This window comes from Kitasatospora sp. NPDC059462, assembly GCF_042749955.1.
Taxonomy (GTDB): domain Bacteria; phylum Actinomycetota; class Actinomycetes; order Streptomycetales; family Streptomycetaceae; genus Kitasatospora.
In genome coordinates this window covers 1-22,559 of sequence record NZ_JBHYUU010000020.1, presented here as the reverse complement: position 1 = coordinate 22,559, position 22,559 = coordinate 1, and the positions used below count along the sequence as shown (strand labels likewise).

The following is a 22,559-nucleotide window of genomic DNA, read 5'->3' as shown; positions in this document are numbered from 1 at the left end:
ACCACCTCCACCACCGGCCACCACCCGAAGAGGACGGCACGTTGCGACGCCCCACCCGGCACCCCCGTCGGCCCGCCGGCATCGTCCAGGCATGCGTGGGCGCCGTCCTGCTCCTCGGCGCGACGGCCTGTGCGAGCACGGCCACCGGCCCGGCCGCGCCGACCGCCGCCCGCTCGGCCGTGCCCCGGCCGCCGATCCCCGTGACCTGGACGATGCCGACGGACGTCTCGGCCATGCTGCTGCCGTCGACCGGCGCGGAGACCCGCTGGTCCCAGGGCCTGGACACCTTCACCACCCTGGTGGCGAACGCCGCGACCCGCACCTGCGCCCGCTCCCGGGGCCTCGCGGAACCCGTGACGACGCCCGGGATGTTCTTCCGCGTCATGGACATCCCCGACCTGCCCTTCATCCAGGCCCACGGCTTCGACGGCGGCCTGGCCCCCGGCGAGTCCGCCTCCGCCGCCGGCGCGGCCCCGGGCCGCTCCACCCCCGGACCCGAGCAGCAGCAGTGCTTCGAGGACGGCGCGAAGGCCATGCGGGAGCTGAAGGACCTCTACGCCCCGCTGCAGGCCCAGTGGTTCACTGCGGCGGCCGCCCTGCGGCGCCACCAGGAGGTCGACGCGGCCTACCGGCAGCTCGACGGCTGCCTCGCCGGGCACGGCGTGCGGGCCAAGGGGGAGGAGGCGTTCTTCGCGGTCGTCGACCAGAGCATCCAGGCCGCCGACGCCCCCGCCGTCTCCCGCCTCGGCGAGGTGTACGCGACCTGCATGGCCCCGGTCGAAGCCGTCCGCGAGCCACTGCGCGCCAAGCTCCGCGACGACTTCCGCGCCGGGCACCGCTCCGAGATCGACACCCTGGGCGACAGCGTCCCCCGCAAGGTCCACGAACTGGAGGAGCGCTACGGCCTCCGGATCTCCTTCCCCTCGCCCTGAGCGGACTCACGCCAGGAAGTCCTCGATCAGCTCGGCCGAGTTGGCGGCCCTGGTGGCCTCCTCCTCCCAGCCCGGGCAGTCCATGTCGAACACGACCACGGGCAGCGGACGGCCGAAGATCCTCTCGATGGTGCCGCTGTCGTGGAGGTGACGGGCGAGGCCGACGACGGCGTCGTGGAAGTGGAGTTCGAGAAGGCCGGACTTCGCGCGAAGCCCGTCGTCCGCCGGCATCCGGCCGAGATCGAACTCGCCGTCGTACCAGATGCCGAGGTCCCTGGCCTCCGCCTCGTAGAGCGGGCCGCCGACCCGGTCCTCAGGGACGTTGCCGAGCCTGTCGAAGCCGTCGAGGATCCAGAAGGCGTAGTTCCAGCGCACCTCCCGGCGATCGGAGCCCAGGTGCATCTGCTCCTCGTACCGGCTCTCCGTGTTGTAGCCGATGTCCACGTACGGACGGCGGTTGTCGGCGTCGATGCGCCAGATGTTGAAGGCCAGGACGTAGATCTCGTGCTTCAAATGCTCGGGGACGCGCTCCAGGATGCCGGTGGCGGCCCGCCGCAGGTGCGTCCGGAAACTCTGCCGTTCTGTCACGGTGACAGCGTCTCACCCACCCAGCCCCGGGGCCCCGCCGCGCACGCCGTTCTCCCGGCTCAGCGCCCCGGTGCCGCCGGGAGGACCGCGGCGTGAGGCGCGGCCCACAGCGGGACCACGTCGAGGGTGGGGTGGCTGCGGGGGGCGTCCCTGGTGACGGGGATGGAGGCGGTGGTGGTCCGCAGGCCGGTCCGGGCGCGGGGGGTCGTGGCGTTCACGGAGGTCATGGTCGTCAACCTACCGGCCGGGACTGACAGACCGTCCCCTCCCGCCCGGGCCGCGGCGGGAACAGCGCACCGGCGGCAGGACGGGCGGCGCCGAGGTGATGGCGCGCAGCCACGACCGCACCCGCGAGCCGGGGGCGCGGTCGCGACTCCCGTTCCAGCGGCGGCCTTCGCGATCGGTGCGGGCAACGGCTGGCTACGCGTCGGGACGCTGCGGCAGGGCGAGCCAGTCCGACCACGAGATCTCGCGGCCGAGGAAACGTGGCTGTTCGAACGGCCAGTCGGCGGCGATCCACTGCGGCACCAGCGCGTCGAGGGCCTGCTCGACCGCGCTGCCCACCAGCTCGTCGACCACCCACCAGGAGATCTCGCCGTCCGCTCCGGCCCGCTCCGGCGGGTCGATGTAGACGCAGCCGAGCAGGGCGGTCTCCGCCGCGTCGAACAGCGCGTAGTTGAAGGACTGGTGTGCGGCGATCTCCTTCTCGTGCCGCAACAGGTCGGCCCGGTCGGCCTCATAGGTCATGGTGGCGGCCGGCCAGCCCCAGGCCGGGCCGAAGACGGTCCACAGCCGCTCGCGCGAACCCATCACCGCCGGATAGTCGAGCGGGGCGTCCGACTCCCGGATCGGCCGCAGGTGGTGGCCACCCCCCGGCAGCGGTACCAGGACGGGGTGGACGAAGTCATCGGGAAGCCAGCTCATGGCGCCCGACCGTAGCAGCGCGCGGCCGTCCGCTCCTCCGGATTTTCCCCGGGGGCCGACGGCGCCTCCGCCCCCGCGTCCCCACGCACACCGACCCGGCGGCCCCGGGGGGTGACAGGCGGTAGTCGGCGCAGGGAACCCGGGAGGGGTTGCCGGAGCCCGGGTGCGGCCGCTGCTGGACAGCGGGTGAACGGACGCCGGCCACCCCGGGAACGCGGGGGTGGGGCAAATCGACCGTTGCTCCGACATGTCGGCCACTCGCCCCGATTGTTCAGGATCCCTGCAAAACCCCTCAAGACCGTTGACACCGCGTAACGGCCCGAGTAGCGTCACTGATCATCCCGCTGATAATACGTATTATCAGCGCCGGCCTTGCCGCCTCCGGAGGAGTTCCCCCGTGTCAAGGATCACGCAGCGTGACATCGCTCGCCTCGCCGGCGTCAGCCAGGCGGTGGTCTCGCTCGTGCTGAACAACAGGACCGACGCGACGACCCGCATCGCTCCCGAGACCAGGCAGCGCGTCCTCGACGTGATCCGGGAGACCGGCTACGCGGCCGACCCCGTGGCCCGCCGCATGGTGCGTCAGCTCAACCAGATCATCGGCGTGTTCACCTACGAATCGGTGTTCCCGAGCACCAGCGCCGACTTCTACTACCCGTTCCTGCGCGGCATCGAGGAGTGCGCCGAGCAGCTCAGGTGCGACCTGCTGCTGTTCACCAGCGCTCCGGTCGTCGACGGGCGGCGCAAGGTGTTCCACGAGAACAACCGGCTGCGGATCGCCGACGGCTGCATCCTGCTCGGCCGTGACATCCCGCACGACGAGCTGGCCCGGCTGAATCGCGAGAACTACCCGTTCGTGGCAGTCGGCCGACGCGACGACGCGGGTGGCCCGGTGCCCTGCGTGGGGGCGGACTACGCCGCCGCCACGCAGAAGCTGGTCGAGCGGGCCCGGGAGCTCGGGCACCGCGAGTTCGCCTACGTCGGGGCGGGGGAGGGGGCGGAGTCCGCCGACGACCGGATGAAGGGGTTCCGCGCCGGCACCGGGGGGAGCGGCCGGCACGAGCGGACGGCCGGCCGGTCCGCGGGGGAGACCCTGGACGCGCTGCTCGCCGCCGGGGTCACCACCGCCGTGGTCGAGGGCTACGCCGACGGGGTCGCGCTGATCCGGGCCGCCCGGGAGCGGGGCGTCGACGTGCCCGGTGACCTGTCGGTCGTGGTGACCGGCGTCCCGGCCGATTCGGCGGACGCCGACATCAGGAGCACCGGGTTCCGCATTCCGCGCCGGGAGATGGGCTGGCAGTCGGTGGAACTCCTCGCCGCCTTACTGGAGGACCGCCCGACCACCACGCTCCAGCGGCTTCTGCCGTGCCACTTCGTCGAGGGGCAGACCCTCGGCGAACCGAGAAAGGACCGTTCTTGACCGAGATACGCAGTGACGTGCTGGTGGTCGGCGGAGGGCTGGGCGGCGTCGCCGCGGCGCTCGCCGCCGCCCGCGCCGGCCGGACCGTGGTGCTGACCGAGGAGTTCGACTGGATCGGCGGGCAGCTCACCAGCCAGGCCGTGCCGCCGGACGAGCACTCCTGGGTGGAGCAGTTCGGCGTCACCGCCGGCTACCGCGCCCTGCGCGACGGCATCCGCGACTACTACCGCCGGCACTACCCGCTCACCGAACGGGCCAGGGCCCGCCTCGAACTGAACCCCGGCGGGGGCTGGGTGAGCAAGCTCTGCCACGAACCGCGGGTCGCGCTGGCGGTCATCGAGGCGATGCTCGCGCCCCACCGCGCCGCCGGGCGCCTCACCGTCCTCCAGCCGTACCGGCCGACCGCCGCCGACACCGACGGCGACCGGGTGACCGCGGTGACCCTGACCCACCGCGACACCGGCGAGAAGATCCACGCCACCGCCGCCTACGTGCTGGACGCCACCGAGACCGGCGACCTGCTGCCGCTCACCGGCACCGAGTACGTCACCGGCTTCGAGTCCGCCGCCGACACCGGCGAGCCGAGCGCCCCGCAGGTCGCCCAGCCGCTGAACATGCAGGCCGTGTCGGTGTGCTTCGCGATGGACCACGTCGACGGCGACCACACCATCGACAAGCCCGCGGACTACGACTTCTGGCGGTCCTACCAGCCCGAGGTGTGGGGCGGACCGCTGCTGTCCTGGCAGTACCCCCACCCCAGGACGCTGGAGCGCGTCGGGCACGACTTCAGCCCCAACCCCAGCGACGACCCGCTGGCGGTCAACGCCGACCAGCGCGTCAACCCCGGCAACGCCAACCTGTGGACGTTCCGCCGGATCGCCGCCCGCGGCACCTTCACCGACGGCGCCTACGCCAGCGACATCACCCTGGTCAACTGGCCGATGATCGACTACCTCGAAGGCCCGGTCCTCGACGTCCCCGACGCCGCCGACCACCTGCGCCGGGCCAGGGAACTGAGCTTCGCCTTCCTGTACTGGATGCAGACCGAGGCGCCCCGCCCGGACGGCGGCACCGGATTCCCGGGGCTGCGGCTGCGCGGCGACGTCACCGGCGGCGCCGACGGCCTGGCCCAGGCCCCGTACATCCGCGAGGCGCGCCGGATCAAGGCCGACTACACCGTCGTCGAGCAGGACCTCTCGCTCGCCGTCCGCGGGGAGCGGGGCGCCGTGCGCTACCCGGACTCCGTCGGCCTGGGCATGTACCGGATCGACCTGCACCCCTCGACGGGCGGCGACACCTACATCGACGTCGGCTGCAGCCCGTTCGAGATCCCGCTGGGCGCGCTCCTCCCGCAGAGGGTCGAGAACCTCCTGCCCGCCGGCAAGAACATCGGCACCACCCACATCACCAACGGCGCCTACCGGGTCCACCCGGTCGAGTGGAACATCGGGGAGGCCGCCGGCGCGCTCGCCGCCTTCTGCCTCGACCACGGGACCCGCCCCCGCTCGGTCCGGGAGAACCCCGACCTGCTCTCGGCCTTCCAGGACCAGCTCACCGCGGCCGGCGTCGAACTGCGCTGGCCCGACATCACGGGCTACTAGGCCCCACGCACCACCGAGGAGAACACCATGTCGATTCGAAGAGGGCTGGCCACGGTCGCCGCCGCGATGTCCGCAACGCTGGTCCTGGCCGCCTGCGGTGGAGAGGGCTCGGAGGGCGAGAAGGGCCCGGTGAGCCTGCGGATGACGGTCTGGACCTCCAACAAGCCGCACCTGACGCTCTTCAACGAGATCGCCGCCGAGTACATGGCGGCCCACCCCGAGGTCAAGGAGATCAAGTTCGACCCGCTGCCGTTCGACAGCTACAGCACGGCGCTCACCACCCAGATGACCGGCGGCAACGCCCCCGACCTCGCGTGGGTCTTCGAGACGGACGCGGCCGACTTCGTCAGCTCCGGGGCCCTGGTGCCGCTCGACGACACCCTGAAGCAGACCGGCGGCTACGAGTACGACGACCTGATCCCGAGCACCACCAAGCTCTGGAAGCGCGACGACAAGCTGTACGCGTACCCGTTCTCCACCTCGCCGTTCGGTGTCTTCGTCAACCACGACCTGCTGAAGGCCGCCGGCCAGCAGACCCCGGCCGAGCTCATCGGGGCGGGCACGTGGAACTGGGCGACCGTGCTCGCCGAGGGCGCCGAGGTGCACCGCGCCACCGGCAAGGCCGGCGTGGTGATCCGTGACTTCGAGTACAAGGAGTGGGGCAACGCGGCCACCTTCTGGGGCGGCTGGAAGGCCGAGCCCTGGAGTGCCGACGGCAAGACCTGCACCTTCGACAGCCAGCCGATGGTCGACGCGATGACCGCCCTGCACAAGGGGATATTCGAGGACAAGGCGATGCCGGGCCCCGGCGAGTCCGCCGACTTCTTCACCGGCGACGCGGCGATGACCATCACCCAGATCAGCCGGGCCTCGCTGCTGGACGGCGCCAAGTTCGACTGGGACCTGGTGCCGCTGCCGGCCGGACCGGGCGGCGACTACTCGGTGATCGGCCAGGCCGGCATAGGCGTCGTCAAGCGGGGCGGCCACACCAAGGAGGCCAAGGACTTCCTCGCCTACTTCACCAACCCGCAGAACTCCGCCAAGCTCGCCGCCTACTTCCCGCCGCCCCGGGAGTCCCAGCTCACCGCGGAGAACCTGGCCAAGACCAACCCGCTGCTGAAGAACGAGCAGCTCGACAGCGTGGTCGTCAGCGGCGTCAAGAAGGGCGTGGTCAAGCCGGGCCACGCCGGCCAGGCCGAACTCGCCCAGCGGGTCCGCGCCGGACTCGACCCGCTGTGGACGCCGAACGCCGACGTCAAGGGCGTGCTCGGCGACCTGTGCAAGAACATCTCCCCGCTGCTGGGGAAGTGACCATGTCCGTCTCCCCGCGAACAGCGGTGGCAGACCCGCCCGAGAGCGGGTCCGCCACCGCGGGGCAGCCGCCGCGACGTCCGTTCTGGACCCGGCGCCGACGTGACCAGCTCGCCGGCCTCGCGTTCATCGCGCCCCAACTCCTCGGCAGCGCCGTCTTCGTGCTGCTGCCCATCGCCCTGGTCCTCCGGTACAGCCTGTACGAGTGGAACGTGCTGGCCGGCGACTTCCACTACACCGGCGGCGACAACTACACCCAGCTGCTGGACGACGCCAACCTGCCCCAGGTCCTGAAGTCCACGGCCCTGTTCTCGGTCGGCCTGGTGGTGCTCAACCTCTCCCTGGCCCTCCTGCTCGCCGTCCTGCTCAACCAGAAGCTGCGCGGAATGACGGTGTTCCGCACGCTCTTCTTCTCCCCCGTCGTGGTGTCGCTGGTCGCCTGGACCATCGTGTGGGGCTTCCTGCTCCAGAACAACGGCGGCATCAACGGCCTGCTGCGCACCGTCGGCATCGACGGACCCAACTGGCTGCGCGGCGAGGGCACCGCCATGCTCTCGGTCATCGTCGTCCAGGTGTTCAAGAACGTCGGTCTGAACATGGTGCTGTTCCTGGCCGCGCTCCAGGGCGTGCCCAAGGAGCTGTACGAGGCGGCCCGGGTCGACGGGGCCGGCGCGTGGACCCGGTTCCGGTCCATCACCCTGCCGCTGATCAGCCCGACGATCCTGCTGACGTCGGTGATCACCATCGTGGGTTCGCTCCAGGTGTTCGCGCAGATCGCGGTGCTCACCCAGGGCGGCCCGAAGCTGTCCACCACCGTGCTCGTCTACTACCTCTACCAGCAGGCCTTCCAGTTCCATCACTTCGGCTACGGCGCGACCCTGTCCATCCTGCTGCTGCTGATCGTGCTGGCGCTCACCGTGCTGCAGTGGCAGATGCGCAAGAGGTGGGTCTTCTATGAATCGTAAAATCCCGCCGCGCACCCGGGTCGCCCTGTACGGCCTGCTCTGCGTGCTCGCGATCCCCTTCGTCTTCCCGACCTGGTGGATGGTCACGTCGTCGTTCAAGCCCATCGGCGACATCTTCTCCTACCCGCCGAAGCTCTTCCCGGCCAACCCGACGTTCTCGGCCTACCGGGACGTCTTCGACGGCCGCCCGTTCGTCCAGCAGTACGTCAACAGCCTCTACATCGCCGCGCTGGTGACGGCGGGGACGATGATCGTGTCCTCGCTCGCCGGCTACGCCTTCGCCCGCATCAGGTTCCGCGGCCAGAACGCGCTGTTCCTGGTGGTGCTGGTGGGCCTGCTCATCCCGAGCGAGGTCACCATCGTCCCGCTCTTCCAGATGTTCAACGACCTCGGCCTGGTCAACACCCACTGGCCGCTGATCCTGGTGCCGATCTTCGGCGCGCCGAGCGTCATGGCCACGTTCATCATGCGGCAGTTCTTCATCAGCCTGCCCAACGAGCTGGAGGAGGCCGCCCGGATCGACGGCATCGGCTACTTCGGCACGTTCTGGCGGATCGCACTGCCGCTGGCCAGGCCGGCGCTCGGCGCCGTCGGGATCTTCACCTTCCTGCAGAGCTGGAACCTCTACCTGGAGCCGGTGGTGTACCTCTCCTCGCCGGAGAAGTTCACCCTGCCGCAGGCGCTCACCCAGTACGTGGACTCCTACGGCGGGGCCATGTGGAACGTCCAGCTCGCCGCGGCGTCGCTGACCGCGGTCCCGGTGCTGATCGTGTTCGTCATCGCCCAGAAGCAATTCATCGAGGGCCTCGCCCATACGGGGCTGAAGTGAACGCCACACTCGGCATCGACATCGGCGGCACCAAGACGCTGGCCGCCCTCGTCGGACCCGACGGCGCCGTGCTCGACCGGGCGCGGGCCGACACCCCGGCCGCGCAGGGCCCGGACGCGGTGCTGCGGACCGCCGCCGACCTGGCCCGGCGCCTCGGCGGCGCCGGTCCGGTCGGCGTCGGCGCCGCGGGTCTCATCGACCCGGCCACCGGCGTCGTCCGGTACGCGACCGACTCCCTTCCCGGCTGGGCCGGGACACCGGTGGCCGACGCGCTGGCCCGGCGCATCGGCCGGCCCGTGGTGGTGGACAACGACGTCAACGCCGCCGCCCTCGGCGAGAGCTGGGCCGGGGCCGCCCGCGGTCGCGCACACGTGCTGCTGGTCGCGGTCGGCACCGGCCTCGGCGGCGGACTGGTCCGCGGCGGCGCCGTCGACCACGGGGCGCGCGGCGGCGCCGGGGAGACGGCTCATCTGCCGGCTCCGGACGCCGACGAGCTGCCCTGCGGCTGCGGGCGCACCGGGCACCTGGAGGGCGTGGCCTCCGGCACCGGGCTCGCCCGCGCCTACCGGCTGCGCACCGGGGTGGACGTCACCGGCCGCGAGGTCGCCGCCCGCTGCTCCGCCGGCGACCCGGCCGCCGTGGAGGTCCTCGCCACCGCCGGCCACGCGCTCGGCCGGGCCCTCGCGGGTCTGGTGGCGCTGCTCGATCCGCAGACGGTGGTGGTGGCCGGTGGGGCCGGCCGGGCGCTGCTGCCGTACGCCCGGAGCGCGTACGACGCCGAGCGGCTGCCGGTCCACGCCGACGTGTCGCTGGTCCCGGCGGCGCTCGGTGACGCGGCGGTCGCCGTCGGCGCGGCCCGGGCGGCGATGGTCCGGCGAGCCGTGTGCCCGCCGTCCGGTCCGGGGCCCGCCGGTCCCGGGCCCGCCGGTCCGGGGCCCGCCGGCCCGGGATCCACCGGTCCGGGGCGGGTCGATCCCGGCTCTGTCAGCCACGGCTCTGCCGGTCCCGGTCCTGCCGGTCCCGGTCCTGCCGGTCCCGGTCCTGCCGAACGCGGCCCCCGGCCGTAGTCGGTCACCTTCCCGCACGCACCACCGAAACGGAGCCCCAGTGAACGTTCTCGACACCCTCCGCGGCGGACTGGTGGTCTCCTGCCAGCCGCTGCCGGACGAACCCGCCGACCCGATGCGCGACGCATCCGTGCAGGCGAAGGTCGCCGCCGCCGCGGTCCTCGGCGGCGCGGCCGGCATCCGCGCCAACAGCCCCGAGGACATCGCCGCCGTGCGGGCGGCGGTGGACGTGCCGGTCATCGGCCTGTGGAAGGACGGCCCCGGGCCGGTCGTGATCACGCCGACCGGCAGGCACGTCCGAGCCGTCGCGCAGGCCGGGGCGCACCTGGTCGCCGTCGACGCCACCGACCGTTCGCGCCCCGAGCCGTTCGCGGCCGTCGTCGCCGCCGCGCACGCCGCCGGCGTCCTCGTCCTGGCGGACGTGTCCACCGAGGCGGAGGGACGGGCCGCGGCCGACGCGGGCGCCGACGCCGTCGCCACCACGCTCTCCGGCTACACCGCGCACACCCCGAAGACCCCGGGGCCCGACCTCGGCCTGCTGGAACGCCTCGCCGGGCGGCTGTCCGTTCCGGTGATCGCCGAGGGCCGCTACCGCACGGCGGACGACCTGCGACGCGCCTACGCCGCCGGGGCGCACGCCGTGGTGGTGGGCAACGCCATCACCTCACCCCTCTACCTGACCAGGGAGCTGGCCCGTTCGGCTCCCGCTCACGCCGACGCGAACGGAGTGCACCCCTGATGAGAAGACGTACGGTCCTTACCGCCGGAGCCGCCGTCCTGGCCGCCCCGCTGCTGGGCCTCACCCCGCAGACGGCCACCGCGGCCCCACGTCCGAGCCGCCGGATCGCCCTCGTCCCGCTCGACGACCGGCCCGTCAACGTCTACTGCCCCACCATGACCGCCGCCGTCGCCGGCGTCGACCTCGTACTGCCGCCGCGCGAGACCCTCGGCCGCTTCTTCCGGCCCGGGGACGGCGCGGCCGTCGCCCGCTGGCTGGGCTCGGCCGGCGCGGACGAGTACGTGATCTCGGTCAGCATGCTCGCCTACGGCGGCCTGATCGCCTCCCGCACGGGTGCGCCCACCCTCGAATCGGCGCGGGCCAACATCGCGGCGATCCGGGCCCTGCGGGCGGCCCGGCCGAGCGCGCAGATCGTGGTCCACGACACCATCCAGCGCCTCGCGCTGACCCCCGGCAACCCCGACCTCGAACAGTACGTGGCCGCGCTGGTCGAGTGGGCCAAGCTGTACGACCAGGTGGAGAACCTCGGCCGGGAGGACCTGCGGCCCCGGCTCACGGCCGTGCGGGCCACCATCCCGGACGCGGTGGTCGACGACTACCTGAAGGCGCGGGCCCGCAACCACGAGGTCAACCGGCAGATGGTCGAGTGGGTCGCCGACGGCACCATCAGCCATCTGGTGCTCTCCGAGGACGACACCGCCCCGGTGGGCCTGGCCCGGGCCGAACGCGTCGAGCTCGAAAAGCTGGTCGAGCGGCTGGGGGTCGGCTCGCGGGTCGAGGTCTTCCCCGGCGCGGACGAGGTCGACGCGCTGCTGGTCGCCCGGCTGATCGCCGCGGGCACCTCGCCCACCTACCGGGTGGAGTACGCCGGGATCTCCGGCGAGCAGTGGACGGCGGAACTCGAAGGCATCCCGTTCGCGGAGAACATCCGCCGGCACGTGAAGTCCGTCGGCGGCACCGTCGTCGACGGCCGCGCCGACCTGGTGCTCATGGTCAACACCCCTTCGGCGACAGGGGACCGGCGCGCCGCCGACCTCACCGCGTTCGCCCGCCGGGTCGCCGGGCTGACGGCGGCCGGGGAGTCGGTCGTCGTGGTGGACCCGGTCTTCGTCAACCGCGCCGACCACGACCTGGTGGCCGAACTGGAGCAGCGCGTCGACCTCGCCGCGCTGCTGTCGTACTCCGGCTGGAACACCGGCGGCAACGCCCTCGGCCTGGCCCTGGCCCACGGCACCGCCCGCTGGGCCTTCCTGAAGCGCTCGACCAGCGGAATGGGGGTGCCGGCGCTGACCGGGCCGGGCCGGGCGCACGCGGAGTACCTGCTCTACCGGTTCGTCAAGGACGACCACTGGAAGAACGTCATCCAGAAGGCCGCCTACGCGGAGGCCAGGTCCAGGGGCTGGAACCCGTTGAACCTGACGGCCGAGCAGAAGGCCGTCTTCGACGGCTGGGTCCGGGACCGCCTGGCCCCGGTGACCCGCCAGTACTTCACCGACCACTTCGCCGGCCACCGCCTCCTCCTCGGCCGCCGCGGCGCGACCAGCCGCACCGCCGAGCTCGCCGCCGTCGGTGACATCCACATCGAACTGCCGTGGGACCGCCTCTTCGAGGTGACGCTCGAACCCCACCTCACCCTGGCCTGAGGGGCCGTCGTGATCGGGCTGGTCCCCGGGCGCGCGGTCGGCGCTGCGGCGGCCGGCCTCAAGTACCGGCCGGGCGCCGACGCGGTCGACGGGGTCGGCGTGCACGCGGTCGGCGGGGCGGTCGGTTCGACGCCGATCGGCTTCCTCGCCACCGGGCACGTCGGCTTCCGGCGCCGCCCTGCGTGATGCACACGACCGGACCGGGGTGCCGGGGCCGGCCGAACTACGTCACATGACGGAAGCGGCCGCCCATGGAGCGTTCCTATGGTGGGGCCGGCACACCGTTGCCGGCACACCGTCATGTCCTCGGCGTGGACGGGAGAACCTGACACCGGCGGCCGCATCGGACCGGGAACCGGAGCCGTCCACGACGCCTCCGTGAACGAGGACGATGCCGCCGCGCTGCTCCCGCCCGCTCCTCGGACCACGCGATGCCCGGGGGACGGGGACCGGCCGACGCCCGGTCCCCATCCCCCGGCCCGCCCTCGAAAGGGAACCGAGATGCGCACGGAAGTCTCCGAACCGCCCGCCACCCGCCCGCTGCACCGTCGCGTCCTCGTGCTCGCGGCGCTTCTCGTCGCACTCGCGACCTCCCTCCTGGCGCCGGGTCCGGCCCGGGCCGACGTCAACGACCACGACATCGGTCACGTCTGGCTGAACCTGGGCTCGCCGGGCTCCTCCGCCCAGAACAACTACGCGGCCTTCGTCAACAGCCTGCGGCAGGCCGCCGGGCACGAGTACCGCAACGGCGTCTGGCAGACCCAGTCGCAGCCGACCAGCCGGCTGATCCGCATCGACCTCACCTCGCCGGACGGCCGCACGGTGTGGCTCTGGGTCACGCCGCACGACCTGTACCTGCGGGGCTTCACCAGCCAGGCCAACGGGACGACCTACTTCTTCAACGACTTCACGGACTTCCCCAACCTCTTCCAGGCCCTGAGCGGCCACCCGTTGCTGCCCCCGAACCACAGCCTCAGCCAGCTGTCCTTCGGCTCCAACTACAACGCCATGCGGCAGGCCGCGGGCCGCGGGCGTGAGTCGATGCCGATCGGGTGGAACGACCTCACGGCCTCGATCGACAACCTCGCGAGCACGGGCTACCCGTACGGCGCCGCGCAGCAGAACGTCGCCAGGTCGCTGATGTTCATGATCCAGTTCACCTCCGAGGCCGCGCGGTTCTGGGACGTCTACGGCGTCACCCGGGACATCCAGGGCGGCAACCGGCCGGTGTACCAGGGGCTCCCCGAGCGGCAGCAGTACCTGGAGAACGCCTGGGACCAGATCTCCCGGTACGCCTACGACGTCAGCAACAACCCCAACACCCCGTCGGTCAACGTCACCGGGGTCGGCACGTTCTACTCCTTCGGCGACGTGCAGCGCTGGATGGCGATGCTGATCGGTGTCACCAGCCAGGTCAGCTCCACCGGTGACTGGAACCACGCCGAGCTCTGACCCGGCGGCCCGGACCCGGACCCGGACCCGGACCCGGACCCGGAGCGGCCGAGGCCGACCACCGACGGCGGCCGGGCGTCCCGGCCTGCGCCTGTGCTCCTGCGTCGAAGGGGGTCTGGCCGGGCGGATCCGTCCGTCGGCGGTCAGCGCGGCGGACGTTCCACCCCCTCCAGCGCGTCGCGGAGGGAGGCCCGGCTGGTGATACCGAGCTTGGGGAAGGCCTGGTAGAGATGGGTGGAGACGGTGCGGGGGGAGAGGTAGAGCCTGGCGCCGATCTGTTTGTTGGACAGTCCCAGGGCGGCGAGGCTGGCGATCTCCCACTGCTGCGGCGTCAGCGGCCCCCGGTCGCCGACGCCGCGGGCCGGGGCGCCGCAGGCGCGCAGTTCCGCGCCGGCGCGCTCCGCCCAGGGGACGGCCCCGAGCCAGCCGAAGGCCTCGCCCGCGGCAGCCAGGTGGTGCCGGGCCTGCGCGGGGGCCTTGGCCCGGCGCAGGCGTTCGCCGTAGTAGAGGCGGATCCGGGCCCGCTCGAACGGCCAGCGCTCGGATCCCGCGACCGCCAGCGCCTCCCGGTACCGCGCCACGGCCTCGTCGTCGTCCGGGGCGGCGAGACCGGCTGCGGCGAGCACGACCATCCTCAACCGCGGCGAGACCGTGTCCAGGCCCGCGGCCCGTGCGGCGGCCACGTGATTCAGCGCCCGGTCGCGTCGTCCGGTGCGCACCGCGGCCTCGGCGGCGTCGAGGAAGACCCACAGGGCCTGTCCGACGAAGGGCGCCAGTGTTCCCGGTGCGGAGATGACGCTCAGGTGCCGGTTCGCCTGCTCGAACTCGCCCTGCGCCAGGGCGATCGTCGCCCGGACCTGCGCGGCGTACCGGCGTACGGCCCCGGCCCGCCGGGAGCCGGCCCACTGGTCCATCCGGTCGGCGCAGGCCCGGGCGGCGTCGAAGTCGCCGCAGGCCGCGGACACGCAGCCGAGGGTGAACGTCGCCGTCCACGATCGCAGCGGACAGTCGAACTCCTCGCAGAGGTCCAGCGCCTCACGGCAGAGGCGCCGCGCCTCCGGCCACCGTCCGGAGAACCAGGCGTGGTTGCTCAGCAGGGACAGCGCCTGGATCGCCGGGAGGATGTTCTCGCCCCGGCCGCCCCCGGCTGCCATGCGCCGCAGCGACTCCTCGACCAGTCCCAGGCGGTCGCCGTAGGCGCAGGCGGTGCCCACCTTCAGGATCCGGACCGGGTCCCGCTCGGTGGTCAGTGCCGCGGCCGCGGCGTCGAGCCGCGCCCAGTCCGACGGCCGGGCCCGGGCCGGGTCCCCGAAGACGGTCCGCATGAGGTGGAGGGTGTCCGGCAGGGGGTCGAGCCCGGTCACCAGAACGTCGAAGTCCGCCCACAGCTCGGAACGCCCGCCGTACACGCAGACCATGAGCAGCGCTGCCAGTGCCTCCGGCAGGGCCGCGTCCGGGATCCGGGCCGACCGCCGCTGCTCGATGGCCCCGTAGAGCAGCCGGAAGGCCGTGTCGACATCACCGTAGCTGTTGAGCAGGAACACCGAGGCCGCCATCGCCTGGGGGAGCGAGTCGGCACCGGGGTCCGCCTCACGGGCGTCCTCCAGCAGACGGGGGACCTCGCGCAGGCCCCCCGTCAGGCTGGCGCCGACGTACGCCGCGCCGGCCAGCAGACGGGCGCGCTCCGCCCCGGTCGGGCTCAGCCCGGCGGCGCGGACCAGGGCCTCCACCGCGTTCGGCCCGTCGCCGCGGCGGGCGCTGACCTCGGCGACCTCCTCCAGGAGGGCCGCGATCTCCGCATCGGGGCCGATCGAGGCCTGCGCCAGGTGCCAGACCCGTTGCTCGGGCACACCGGTCCACGCCTCGGCCAGCGCGCGGTGCACGCCGCGCCGCTGGTCACTGGAGGCGAGGTCGACCACGGCCGAGCGGATCAGCGAGTGTCGGAAGCCCAACCGGCCGGTGGCGTCGTCGATGTGGACCAGCCGCACGCGCTCGGCCGGCGCCAGGTGCTTCAGACCGCACCGGCCCGCCACGGCGCGTCGCACCACCTGGAGGTTGCCGCTGCCCTCCAGCGCCGCGACGAGCAACAGGTGCCGGGTCGGGGCCGGCAGGGTCCTGACCCGGGCGGCGAAGGCCGCCTGCAGCCTCTGGGTCAGCGGGATGCTCCGCGGGAGCGGCGCGGCCGCGGTGCGCTGGGAGTCGGTCAGGGCCGCGGGGAGTTCCAGCAGGGCCAGGGGATTGCCCTCGGCATCGGCGATCAGCCGGCGGCGGACGCGGGCGGCCAGTGCCGGGAACCGGCGGGTCAGGAGCGCCTCGGAGTCGGCCGGGCTCAGCGGGCCCAGTTCGTGGACCGGTAGTCCGCCGTGGTCGAAGAAGCCCTCCTCCCCGGCTCTGGCGGCGCACACCAACCCCGCGCCGCTCCCCGCGAGTCGTCGTGCGACCCGTTCCAGGACCGCGGCGCTGGAACGGTCCAGCCACTGCACGTCGTCGAGGACGAGCAGGACGGGCCGGTGGTCGGACATGACCTTGAGGAGCAGGACCACGGCCTCGGCGACCGCGTCGGGGCCGGGGGCGGCCCCCGGCTCGACGCCCAGCGCCGCGGCCAGGGCAGGAGCCCCGGTCGCGGCGCGGCTCAGCTCGCGCGTGGCCGTCAGCAGCTGTGACAGGGCCGAGTAGCTCGTCCGGGCGCGGTACTGGACGCCGGTGGCGCGCAGGACGTGGAGCTTCCGGGCCGTCGCCCTGGCGGCGACGGCGTCCAGCAGCGCCGTCTTGCCCACCCCGGGCTCGCCCAGCAGCACCACGGACCCGCCCGATTCCGGGACGGCGGCGATGAACTCGTCGAACCGGGCCAGGTCCGGTGACCGGCCGACCAGCGATCCGTGCGGGTCGTCCGGTGTCCTGTCCGGGGCCGATTCGTCGAGCATGCTGCCGTGCCTCCACTCGGGCGGTCTGGATGCCTCCATTGAAGTCGCGGCGAGTGCCCACGGGCCAGGCACAAGCTCGTGCGGACGTGCGGTGTCGGTCCTCCGGTCCGCCTCGGCCGCTCCGCCCGCGCCCCTGCCGTCGTCTGCGGAGCCGGACATCCGGCCCTGTGGGCGACACGATGTCGCCGACCTCATCCACGTCGCCGCCAGGGCGGTCGGCTGACGCGGCCACGGACCGGGACCGTTCCCTCAGCGGCGGCCCGGGCCATCCGGGGGCGGACGAGGTCGAGCAGTCCCGCTGCCCGCGCCCGGGCAGCGGCGGGGAACAGCGCGCCCGCCCCCGGGACGGCCGAGTCGGCAGGCGCGGATCGCTGCGAGGAGTCATAGTGTCGGTACTCGGTGAAGTTCTCGCCGTCATGGGCCCGCCGGCGCGGGTCCGGGCCGAGCAGGCCGCCCCTGATGCCCACGAAAGAGGAAGATCATGGCCGGCAGAGCCAGCATCGTTTTCGCCCACGGACTCTGGGCCGACGGGTCGTGCTTCAACAAGCTCATCCCCGCGCTCCAGGCAGAGGGCCACCAGGTGTCCGCTTCGCAGCACGGCCTCGACTCCCTCGCGGGTGACGTCGCGTGCGTCACCCGCTCCATCGATCACGTCCCCGGTCCGGTCGTGCTGGTCGGCCACTCCTACGGCGGCACGCTGATCACCAAGGCCGGCACCCACGACCGGGTGGGTGCCCTGGTCTACATCGCCGCGCTCGCCCCCAGCGAGGAGGAGACCTCGCAGGACCAGCAGGACAAGTTCGCCCGCACGCCCGTCTTCGAGCACGTCGACGTCGCCGACGGCCGCATCTGGCTCCTGGAGCCGGGCCTCGGCGACTTCTGCGGCGATCTGCCGGAAGCCGAGCAGAAGCTCGTCCTCGCGACGGGTGCCGTGCCGGTCCCCGACCTGTTCGACCAGCAGGTCCCCGGCACCGCCTGGCGCACGAAGCCGAGCTGGTACATCGTCGCGAACAACGACCGCACGGTGAACCCGGACCTGGAGCGGGCCGCCGCCGAGCGCATGGGTGCCAAGACCTACGCCGTCGACAGCAGCCACGTACCGATGCTCTCGCACCCCGACCTCGTCCTCGACGTCATCCGCGACGCCGCGAAGACCCTTGAGGCGTAGAGCCGTCGCCGAAGCGGTGTGAGGTCCCCGTGCGACGCTCCGCCGCACCTCCACCGGCCTCGGCGGCCGCACCGGGCCCCGGCCGCCGTGCAGGGCACCCGGGCGGACGTCCGCCCGGCGAACCCTCGCGCTGCGCAGGGACGCCCTGCCGTGAGTGCCGCACTCACCCAAGGTGCCGTTCCCGGGCGGCGACGGCGGGGACCGTCCAGGACGGGCGGGTGTTGACCTGGGTCACGGTGGCTCCGGCCAACCGCTTGTAGCGGGTCGCGATCTTCTCGGCCTCCCCGACGGGCAGCGCCCCGTCGTGCTCCTCGGCCAGCGCGATGGACTTCTCCGGTCCCAGGTCCCGGTTGGCCAGCACGATCGCGTTGACGGTCGGCCGGCGCATCCGGTCGTAGCGGCGGAGCGCGGCCTCGGCGTCGTCGTCCCGGGCGAGGCACCAGGCCAGCACCCGGCTGTCGACGACGGACTGCGAGCCGCCGTTCATGCCCATCGGGAACATCGGGTGTGCGGCGTCGCCGAGGAGGGTGACCCGTCCGACGCTCCAGCGCGGCAGGGGGTTGCGGTCGGTCATCGGGTACTCGTAGACCGCCGAGGAGTCCTCGGCGAGCGCGGCGAGGTCGATCCACGGCAGGTTCCACGAAGCCAGCCCGGCGCGGGCCTCGTCCACGCCGATGCGACGGCCGGGGCCGCCCGGAGGCGGGGCTCCGTGCCGGACCTCCAGCACCCAGTTCAGCAGGGCGTCGGTGCCCGCGGTCGCGGGGTCCTCGATGGGGTAGGCGACGAACTTCGCGCCGGGGGTCCCTCCGGCCACCACGATCGACCGGCCGTCGAGGACGTGCGGGTGTCGTGCGACCCCGCGCCACATGTGGACGCTGTTCCCGGGCGGGAGGCACTCGTCGGGGTACAGCCGGCTGCGGACCACGGAGTCGATGCCGTCCGCGCCGACCAGCACGTCGGCGTCGTCGAGCACGGGCAGACCGCTCGACCGGTCCAGGAAGTGGGAGCGTACGCCGTCCGCGCTCTGTTCGAAGCGTTGGAACAGCAGGCCGGTACGGACGCAGGCCGGTCCCAGCCGCTCGCGCACCGCTGCCAGCAGCAGCATCTGGAGGCGGCCGCGGTGCACGGAGTACTGCGGCCAGCGGTACCCGGCCGCGCGGCCCAGCGGCTCCTCCCAGACGGTCCCGCCCGCCCGGTCGCGGTAGCTCAACAGGTGCGGGGCCAGGGCGACGGAGGCCAGCTCGCCGCCCAGGCCGAGTTCGGAGAGCTCCCGGACGGCGTGCGGCAGCAGGTTGATCCCGACACCGATCGCCTCGATCGACCGTGCTGCCTCGTACACCCGCGGCGCGAAGCCCGCGGCGTGCAGGCTCAGGGCGCAGGTGAGCCCGGCGATGCCGCCGCCGACGACGGTCACTCTCATCTGCCTGTCCTCGCCTTTTCGCCGGGGCCGCGGGTCGGCCGGCACACTGCCACCAGCCTCGGGGCCCCGGTCGACGGTTGTCCAATACATGGTGGTGATGACAGCCGTCACGATCACTGATCGCACGAAAGACCGCCGAGCCGGTGCGCGATCGGTCGCGACCCGTCGCAACCGGGTTTCCCGGCGGAGAAGTTGATAATTTGTCAGCCATGGAGCTCCGTACGCTGGAGTACTTCGTCGCGGTGGCGGAGGAGCGGTCGTTCACGAAGGCGGCGGCCCGCTGTCACGTCGTGCAGCCCGCGATCAGCCAGCAGATCCAGGCCCTGGAGAGGGAACTGGGGGAGCCCCTGTTCGAGCGGCTGCCCCGGCAGGTGGTCCTCACCTCCGGTGGCGCCGCCCTGCTCCCGCATGCCCGTGCCTGTCTGGCGGCGGCCGCGTCGGCCGCCCTGGAGTTCGCGGACCGGTCCGGTCTGCTCGGCGGCTCGTTGGCACTGGGGACCGTCGGCGGCCTGGACGGAACCGTCGTTCCCCGGCTGCTGGGGGAGTACCACCGCCGGTATCCGCGGGTCTCGGTGAGCCTCGCCGGGGCGTCGAGCCCCTCGCTGCTGGCGAAGGTCCGCGACGGGGAGGTCGACGCGGCCGTGGTCGCGGGACCACCGGAGGGCGAACCCGCCGCCGTCGCCTCGCGGGTGCTCCTGGAGGACCGGATCGTCGCGGTCCTCCCCGCCGGAAGCCGGCCCGCGAACCGTCCGATGACTCTCGACGAGGCGGTCCGGAGCCCGGTCATCAGCTACGGTCCCGACAGCGGAGTACATGCGTTCGTCCACCAGGCCTTCGCGGCGGAGGGGCTGCGGCTGGACATCGCCTATGCGACGAACGACGTCGCCCTCCAACTGGCCCTGGTCGCCGAGCGGATCGGTATCGCCCTGACCTCCCGCGCGAGTCCGGTTCTCGCGGCCGACCGGCGATTCGTCGTCGTGCCGATGGAGCCCGCCATCCGCCTGCGGAAGGTGTTCGTCTGGCGGGCGGGCACCCGGCCGGGTGCGCCGTTGCGGGCCTTCCTCGATCTGTGGACGGAGCTGTCCGCCCGCCCGCCGCGCGACGGCGGTTCGGCGGTTCACGCGGAGCGGACCGTCCCCCGGTAGCGGGGGGGAGAGGCCCGTGGTGCGTGTGAACGCATTGCCGAACGCGCTCTCGGAGCCGTCGAGGCCGGGCCCCGCTCCGATCTGCGCGGGCGCGGCCTGTACCGGGCCGTGTTCACCCACGCGCTCGCCCGGGCGAAGGAGCGCGGCTACCGGTGGGCCGTCATGGACGTCGACTCCACCAACGCCATGGCGACCGCGGGCCTTGACGAACGCCTCGGCGCCGCACCTGGACCGGACACGTGCTGGACCTCACCGGCGGCGCCGATCGGCTGCGCTCCGCCACGGGTATCGGGTGAGGCCGGATCGTGGCCGGATTCACAGCTGAATCCCAGGTTCCTCCCCGAAACCTGAAAGGGACGCCCTCTAGCTTGAGTGCTCTTCGAGCGGGACCCGAGCCAAGGAGAGATTGTCATGTCCACGTCGTTATCGGGGGCGTTCCCGTCGGGAATGCCGAGTGGCGATCGGGTGGTAGCGGGTGACTCCGGGCGGTCGGCGCGCGGGTGGCGCGGGCTGCTGGTGGGTTCCGGAGGGGGGCCGCGCTGGGCGCGGCCGGCGCTGTGGGGTCTGTTGCTGGTCGCCGCGGTGCTCTACCTGTGGGGGCTGGGCGCGTCGGGGAACGCCAACTCGTTCTACGCGGCGTCGACCTGGGCGGGCACCCGGAGTTGGAAGGCGCTGTTCTTCGCCTCGCTCGATCCCGGCAACGCGATCACGGTGGACAAACCCCCGGCGTCGCTGTGGGTGATGGCGCTCTCCGGGCGGATCTTCGGCTTCAGCAGTTGGAGCATGCTGGTGCCGCAGGCGCTGGAGGGGGTGCTTTCGGTCGCGCTGCTCCACTCGGCGGTGCGGCGCTGGTTCGGGCCGGTGGCCGGGCTGTTGGCCGGCTTCGTGCTGGCCGTCACGCCGGTGGCGGCACTGATGTTCCGGTTCAACAACCCGGACGCGATGCTGGTGCTGCTCATGATGCTGGCCTGCTGGGCCACGGTCCGGTCGGTCGAGGCGGGGCAGGCGCGCTGGGTGGTGCTCGCGGGCGGGGCGGTGGGCTTCGCTTTCCTGGCGAAGATGCTGCAGGGCTATGTGATCGTCCCCGCGCTGGTGCTGGTCCACCTGTGGGCGGCGCCGGTCTCCCTGGCCAAACGGTTCCTGAACATGCTCTGGGGCGCGCTGTCGATCGCCGTCTCGACCGGCTGGTTCGTGCTGGTGGTCGCGCTCTGGCCGGCCTCGTCCCGCCCGTTCATCGGTGGCTCGCGCAACAACAGCGAGTGGCAGTTGGCCGTCGGCTACAACGGACTGGGCCGGATCTTCGGCGGCGACGGCAACCCGTCGGGCGGGGGTCCTGGCGGGGGGATGCCCGGTGGCGGCCCCGGGGGGATGCCCGGCGGGCCGGGCGGAGGCATGTTCGGTGGCGACACCGGAATCACCCGGATGTTCAGCCCGAGCTTCGGCGGGGAGGTCGCGTGGCTGCTGCCGACCGCCCTGGTCGCCCTGGTCGCCCTGGTGATCTTCACCTGGCGCGCGCCGCGCACCGACCGGGTCCGTGCGGCGGCGCTGCTGTGGGGCGGCTGGCTCGTGATCAACGGTGTGATCTTCAGCTTCATGAGCGGGATCATCCACCCCTACTACGCCGTGGCGCTCGCCCCGCCGATCGGGGCGCTGGTCGGCGTCGGCGCGTGCGAGATGTGGCGGCGGCGCGACGTTCCGTGGGCCCGGGTCGTGCTGGCGCTGATGACCGCCGCGGCCGGAGCCTCGGCGTTCCTCCTCCTGGGCCGGGACTCGTCCTGGCTGCCGTGGCTGCGATGGACGCTCCTGGGGGCGTCCGCCGTCGGAGCGGTGGCGCTGGTCGCGGCGGCGCAGGCGCGGCGCGCGGTGACGGTGACCGCGGTGATGGCCTCGCTGGTCGGTGGTCTCGGCGGTTCCACCGCGTGGGCGGTGGCCACCGCGTCCCAGCCGCACGGCGGCCCCATCCCGGCCTCGGGGCCGAACGGCGCGGGCGGGCCGGGCGGGTTCGGAGCTCCGCCCGGAGCCGTTCCGCCCGGTGGCGGCGTCGGGACGCCCCCGGCCGCGGGCGGGGTGTTCGGCCCGGGCGGACCCGACGGCGGTGGCGTCGCCCCCGCGCTGGTACGGCTGTTGAAGGAGACGGACAGCCGGTGGGCGGCGGCGACGGTCGGTGCCCAGCAGGCGGCGAGCCTGCAACTCGCCAGCCACAAGGCGGTGATGGCGATGGGCGGTTTCAGTGGGGGTGACAACTCGCCGACGCTGGAGCAGTTCAAGCAGTACGTCGCCAGGGGCGAGATCCGCTACCTGGTCGCCGGAGGCCGGATGCCCGGCCGGGGGCCGGCTCCTGCGGTCCCGTCGGCCCCTGCGGCGTCCGCCGGACCCGGCGGGGGGAGCGCGAGCGGGACCCCGGCCGCCCCCGGCGGTCCGGGTGGCGGGC

The 22,559-nt window shown here is 73.1% G+C and carries 19 protein-coding genes; 14 read left to right on the top strand and 5 right to left on the bottom strand.

The window, feature by feature from the left end; all coding sequences use genetic code 11:
• Positions 1 to 41: 41 nt before the first annotated feature.
• Positions 42 to 932, top strand: a complete 891-nt coding sequence (locus ACFXAM_RS08460; protein ID WP_380288756.1) for a hypothetical protein — start codon at positions 42 to 44, stop codon at positions 930 to 932.
• Positions 933 to 938: 6 nt separating this feature from the next.
• Here ACFXAM_RS08460 and ACFXAM_RS08455 read toward each other — a convergent pair whose 3' ends face one another.
• The 3 genes from ACFXAM_RS08455 to ACFXAM_RS08445 form a co-directional block, all read right to left on the bottom strand.
• Positions 939 to 1,520 carry a hypothetical protein gene (locus ACFXAM_RS08455; protein ID WP_380288754.1) on the bottom strand — a complete coding sequence of 194 codons (582 nt, stop codon included), beginning with the start codon at positions 1,518 to 1,520 and terminating at the stop codon, positions 939 to 941.
• Between the two features lie 59 nt (positions 1,521 to 1,579).
• Positions 1,580 to 1,747, bottom strand: a complete 168-nt coding sequence (locus ACFXAM_RS08450; protein ID WP_380288752.1) for a hypothetical protein — start codon at positions 1,745 to 1,747, stop codon at positions 1,580 to 1,582.
• A gap of 193 nt (positions 1,748 to 1,940) precedes the next feature.
• The gene (locus ACFXAM_RS08445) at positions 1,941 to 2,444 is read right to left on the bottom strand and encodes a GNAT family N-acetyltransferase (RefSeq protein WP_380288750.1); all 504 of its coding nucleotides are present in this window, start codon (positions 2,442 to 2,444) and stop codon (positions 1,941 to 1,943) included.
• Between the two features lie 397 nt (positions 2,445 to 2,841).
• Between ACFXAM_RS08445 and ACFXAM_RS08440 the strand changes: the two genes are divergently transcribed.
• The 10 genes from ACFXAM_RS08440 (at position 2,842) to ACFXAM_RS08395 (ending at position 13,471) form a co-directional block, all read left to right on the top strand.
• Positions 2,842 to 3,864 carry a LacI family DNA-binding transcriptional regulator gene (locus ACFXAM_RS08440; RefSeq protein WP_380288748.1) on the top strand — a complete coding sequence of 341 codons (1,023 nt, stop codon included), beginning with the start codon at positions 2,842 to 2,844 and terminating at the stop codon, positions 3,862 to 3,864.
• A gap of 5 nt (positions 3,865 to 3,869) precedes the next feature.
• On the top strand, positions 3,870 to 5,465 hold the full coding sequence (locus ACFXAM_RS08435; RefSeq protein WP_380288824.1) for an FAD-dependent oxidoreductase: 1,596 nt from the start codon (positions 3,870 to 3,872) through the stop codon (positions 5,463 to 5,465).
• A 27-nt stretch (positions 5,466 to 5,492) separates the two neighbouring features.
• Positions 5,493 to 6,776: an ABC transporter substrate-binding protein gene (locus ACFXAM_RS08430; protein ID WP_380288746.1), complete on the top strand. Its 1,284-nt coding sequence runs from the start codon at positions 5,493 to 5,495 to the stop codon at positions 6,774 to 6,776.
• 2 nt (positions 6,777 to 6,778) lie between these two features.
• Complete coding sequence (locus ACFXAM_RS08425) at positions 6,779 to 7,741, top strand: carbohydrate ABC transporter permease (RefSeq protein WP_380288744.1); 963 nt, start codon at positions 6,779 to 6,781, stop codon at positions 7,739 to 7,741.
• Positions 7,731 to 8,570, top strand: a complete 840-nt coding sequence (locus ACFXAM_RS08420) for a carbohydrate ABC transporter permease (protein WP_380288742.1) — start codon at positions 7,731 to 7,733, stop codon at positions 8,568 to 8,570. The genes ACFXAM_RS08425 and ACFXAM_RS08420 overlap by 11 nt, the downstream gene beginning before the upstream one ends.
• Positions 8,567 to 9,637 carry an ROK family protein gene (locus ACFXAM_RS08415; protein ID WP_380288740.1) on the top strand — a complete coding sequence of 357 codons (1,071 nt, stop codon included), beginning with the start codon at positions 8,567 to 8,569 and terminating at the stop codon, positions 9,635 to 9,637. The genes ACFXAM_RS08420 and ACFXAM_RS08415 overlap by 4 nt, the downstream gene beginning before the upstream one ends.
• A gap of 40 nt (positions 9,638 to 9,677) precedes the next feature.
• A complete protein-coding gene (locus ACFXAM_RS08410; RefSeq protein WP_380288738.1) occupies positions 9,678 to 10,376 on the top strand; it encodes an N-acetylmannosamine-6-phosphate 2-epimerase in 699 nt (232 codons plus the stop codon).
• A complete protein-coding gene (locus ACFXAM_RS08405) occupies positions 10,376 to 12,019 on the top strand; it encodes a DUF4127 family protein (RefSeq protein WP_380288736.1) in 1,644 nt (547 codons plus the stop codon). Before ACFXAM_RS08410 ends, ACFXAM_RS08405 begins: the two co-directional genes overlap by 1 nt.
• 9 nt (positions 12,020 to 12,028) lie before the next feature.
• Complete coding sequence (locus tag ACFXAM_RS08400; protein ID WP_380288734.1) at positions 12,029 to 12,205, top strand: hypothetical protein; 177 nt, start codon at positions 12,029 to 12,031, stop codon at positions 12,203 to 12,205.
• Positions 12,206 to 12,520: 315 nt separating this feature from the next.
• The gene (locus ACFXAM_RS08395) at positions 12,521 to 13,471 is read left to right on the top strand and encodes a ribosome-inactivating family protein (RefSeq protein ID WP_380288732.1); all 951 of its coding nucleotides are present in this window, start codon (positions 12,521 to 12,523) and stop codon (positions 13,469 to 13,471) included.
• Positions 13,472 to 13,614: 143 nt separating this feature from the next.
• Here ACFXAM_RS08395 and ACFXAM_RS08390 read toward each other — a convergent pair whose 3' ends face one another.
• A complete protein-coding gene (locus ACFXAM_RS08390; RefSeq protein WP_380288730.1) occupies positions 13,615 to 16,395 on the bottom strand; it encodes an AAA family ATPase in 2,781 nt (926 codons plus the stop codon).
• Between the two features lie 481 nt (positions 16,396 to 16,876).
• Between ACFXAM_RS08390 and ACFXAM_RS08385 the strand changes: the two genes are divergently transcribed.
• Positions 16,877 to 17,563, top strand: coding sequence for an alpha/beta fold hydrolase (locus ACFXAM_RS08385; protein WP_380288728.1), 687 nt, complete (start codon positions 16,877 to 16,879; stop codon positions 17,561 to 17,563).
• 163 nt (positions 17,564 to 17,726) lie between these two features.
• Here the strand turns inward: ACFXAM_RS08385 and ACFXAM_RS08380 are convergent, their stop codons facing one another.
• On the bottom strand, positions 17,727 to 18,983 hold the full coding sequence (locus tag ACFXAM_RS08380; RefSeq protein ID WP_380288726.1) for an FAD-dependent monooxygenase: 1,257 nt from the start codon (positions 18,981 to 18,983) through the stop codon (positions 17,727 to 17,729).
• Between the two features lie 209 nt (positions 18,984 to 19,192).
• Between ACFXAM_RS08380 and ACFXAM_RS08375 the strand changes: the two genes are divergently transcribed.
• Together ACFXAM_RS08375 and ACFXAM_RS08370 are read left to right on the top strand one after the other, a co-directional pair.
• Positions 19,193 to 20,128: a LysR family transcriptional regulator gene (locus ACFXAM_RS08375; RefSeq protein WP_380288724.1), complete on the top strand. Its 936-nt coding sequence runs from the start codon at positions 19,193 to 19,195 to the stop codon at positions 20,126 to 20,128.
• Between the two features lie 516 nt (positions 20,129 to 20,644).
• A partial coding sequence (locus ACFXAM_RS08370; protein ID WP_380288722.1) for a glycosyltransferase family 39 protein occupies positions 20,645 to 22,559 on the top strand: 1,915 nt, incomplete at its 3' end.

What these genes read in the sequence shown, in the direction of transcription:
- ACFXAM_RS08385 (WP_380288728.1), top strand. Translation starts at nt 16,877, where the DNA reads ATGGCCGGCAGAGCCAGCATCGTTTTCGCCCACGGACTCTGGGCCGAC.
- ACFXAM_RS08380 (WP_380288726.1), bottom strand. Translation starts at nt 18,983, where the DNA reads ATGAGAGTGACCGTCGTCGGCGGCGGCATCGCCGGGCTCACCTGCGCC.
- ACFXAM_RS08445 (WP_380288750.1), bottom strand. Translation starts at nt 2,444, where the DNA reads ATGAGCTGGCTTCCCGATGACTTCGTCCACCCCGTCCTGGTACCGCTG.
- ACFXAM_RS08405 (WP_380288736.1), top strand. Translation starts at nt 10,376, where the DNA reads ATGAGAAGACGTACGGTCCTTACCGCCGGAGCCGCCGTCCTGGCCGCC.
- ACFXAM_RS08425 (WP_380288744.1), top strand. Translation starts at nt 6,779, where the DNA reads ATGTCCGTCTCCCCGCGAACAGCGGTGGCAGACCCGCCCGAGAGCGGG.
- ACFXAM_RS08420 (WP_380288742.1), top strand. Translation starts at nt 7,731, where the DNA reads ATGAATCGTAAAATCCCGCCGCGCACCCGGGTCGCCCTGTACGGCCTG.
- ACFXAM_RS08450 (WP_380288752.1), bottom strand. Translation starts at nt 1,747, where the DNA reads ATGACCTCCGTGAACGCCACGACCCCCCGCGCCCGGACCGGCCTGCGG.
- ACFXAM_RS08390 (WP_380288730.1), bottom strand. Translation starts at nt 16,395, where the DNA reads ATGCTCGACGAATCGGCCCCGGACAGGACACCGGACGACCCGCACGGA.
- ACFXAM_RS08375 (WP_380288724.1), top strand. Translation starts at nt 19,193, where the DNA reads ATGGAGCTCCGTACGCTGGAGTACTTCGTCGCGGTGGCGGAGGAGCGG.
- ACFXAM_RS08395 (WP_380288732.1), top strand. Translation starts at nt 12,521, where the DNA reads ATGCGCACGGAAGTCTCCGAACCGCCCGCCACCCGCCCGCTGCACCGT.
- ACFXAM_RS08430 (WP_380288746.1), top strand. Translation starts at nt 5,493, where the DNA reads ATGTCGATTCGAAGAGGGCTGGCCACGGTCGCCGCCGCGATGTCCGCA.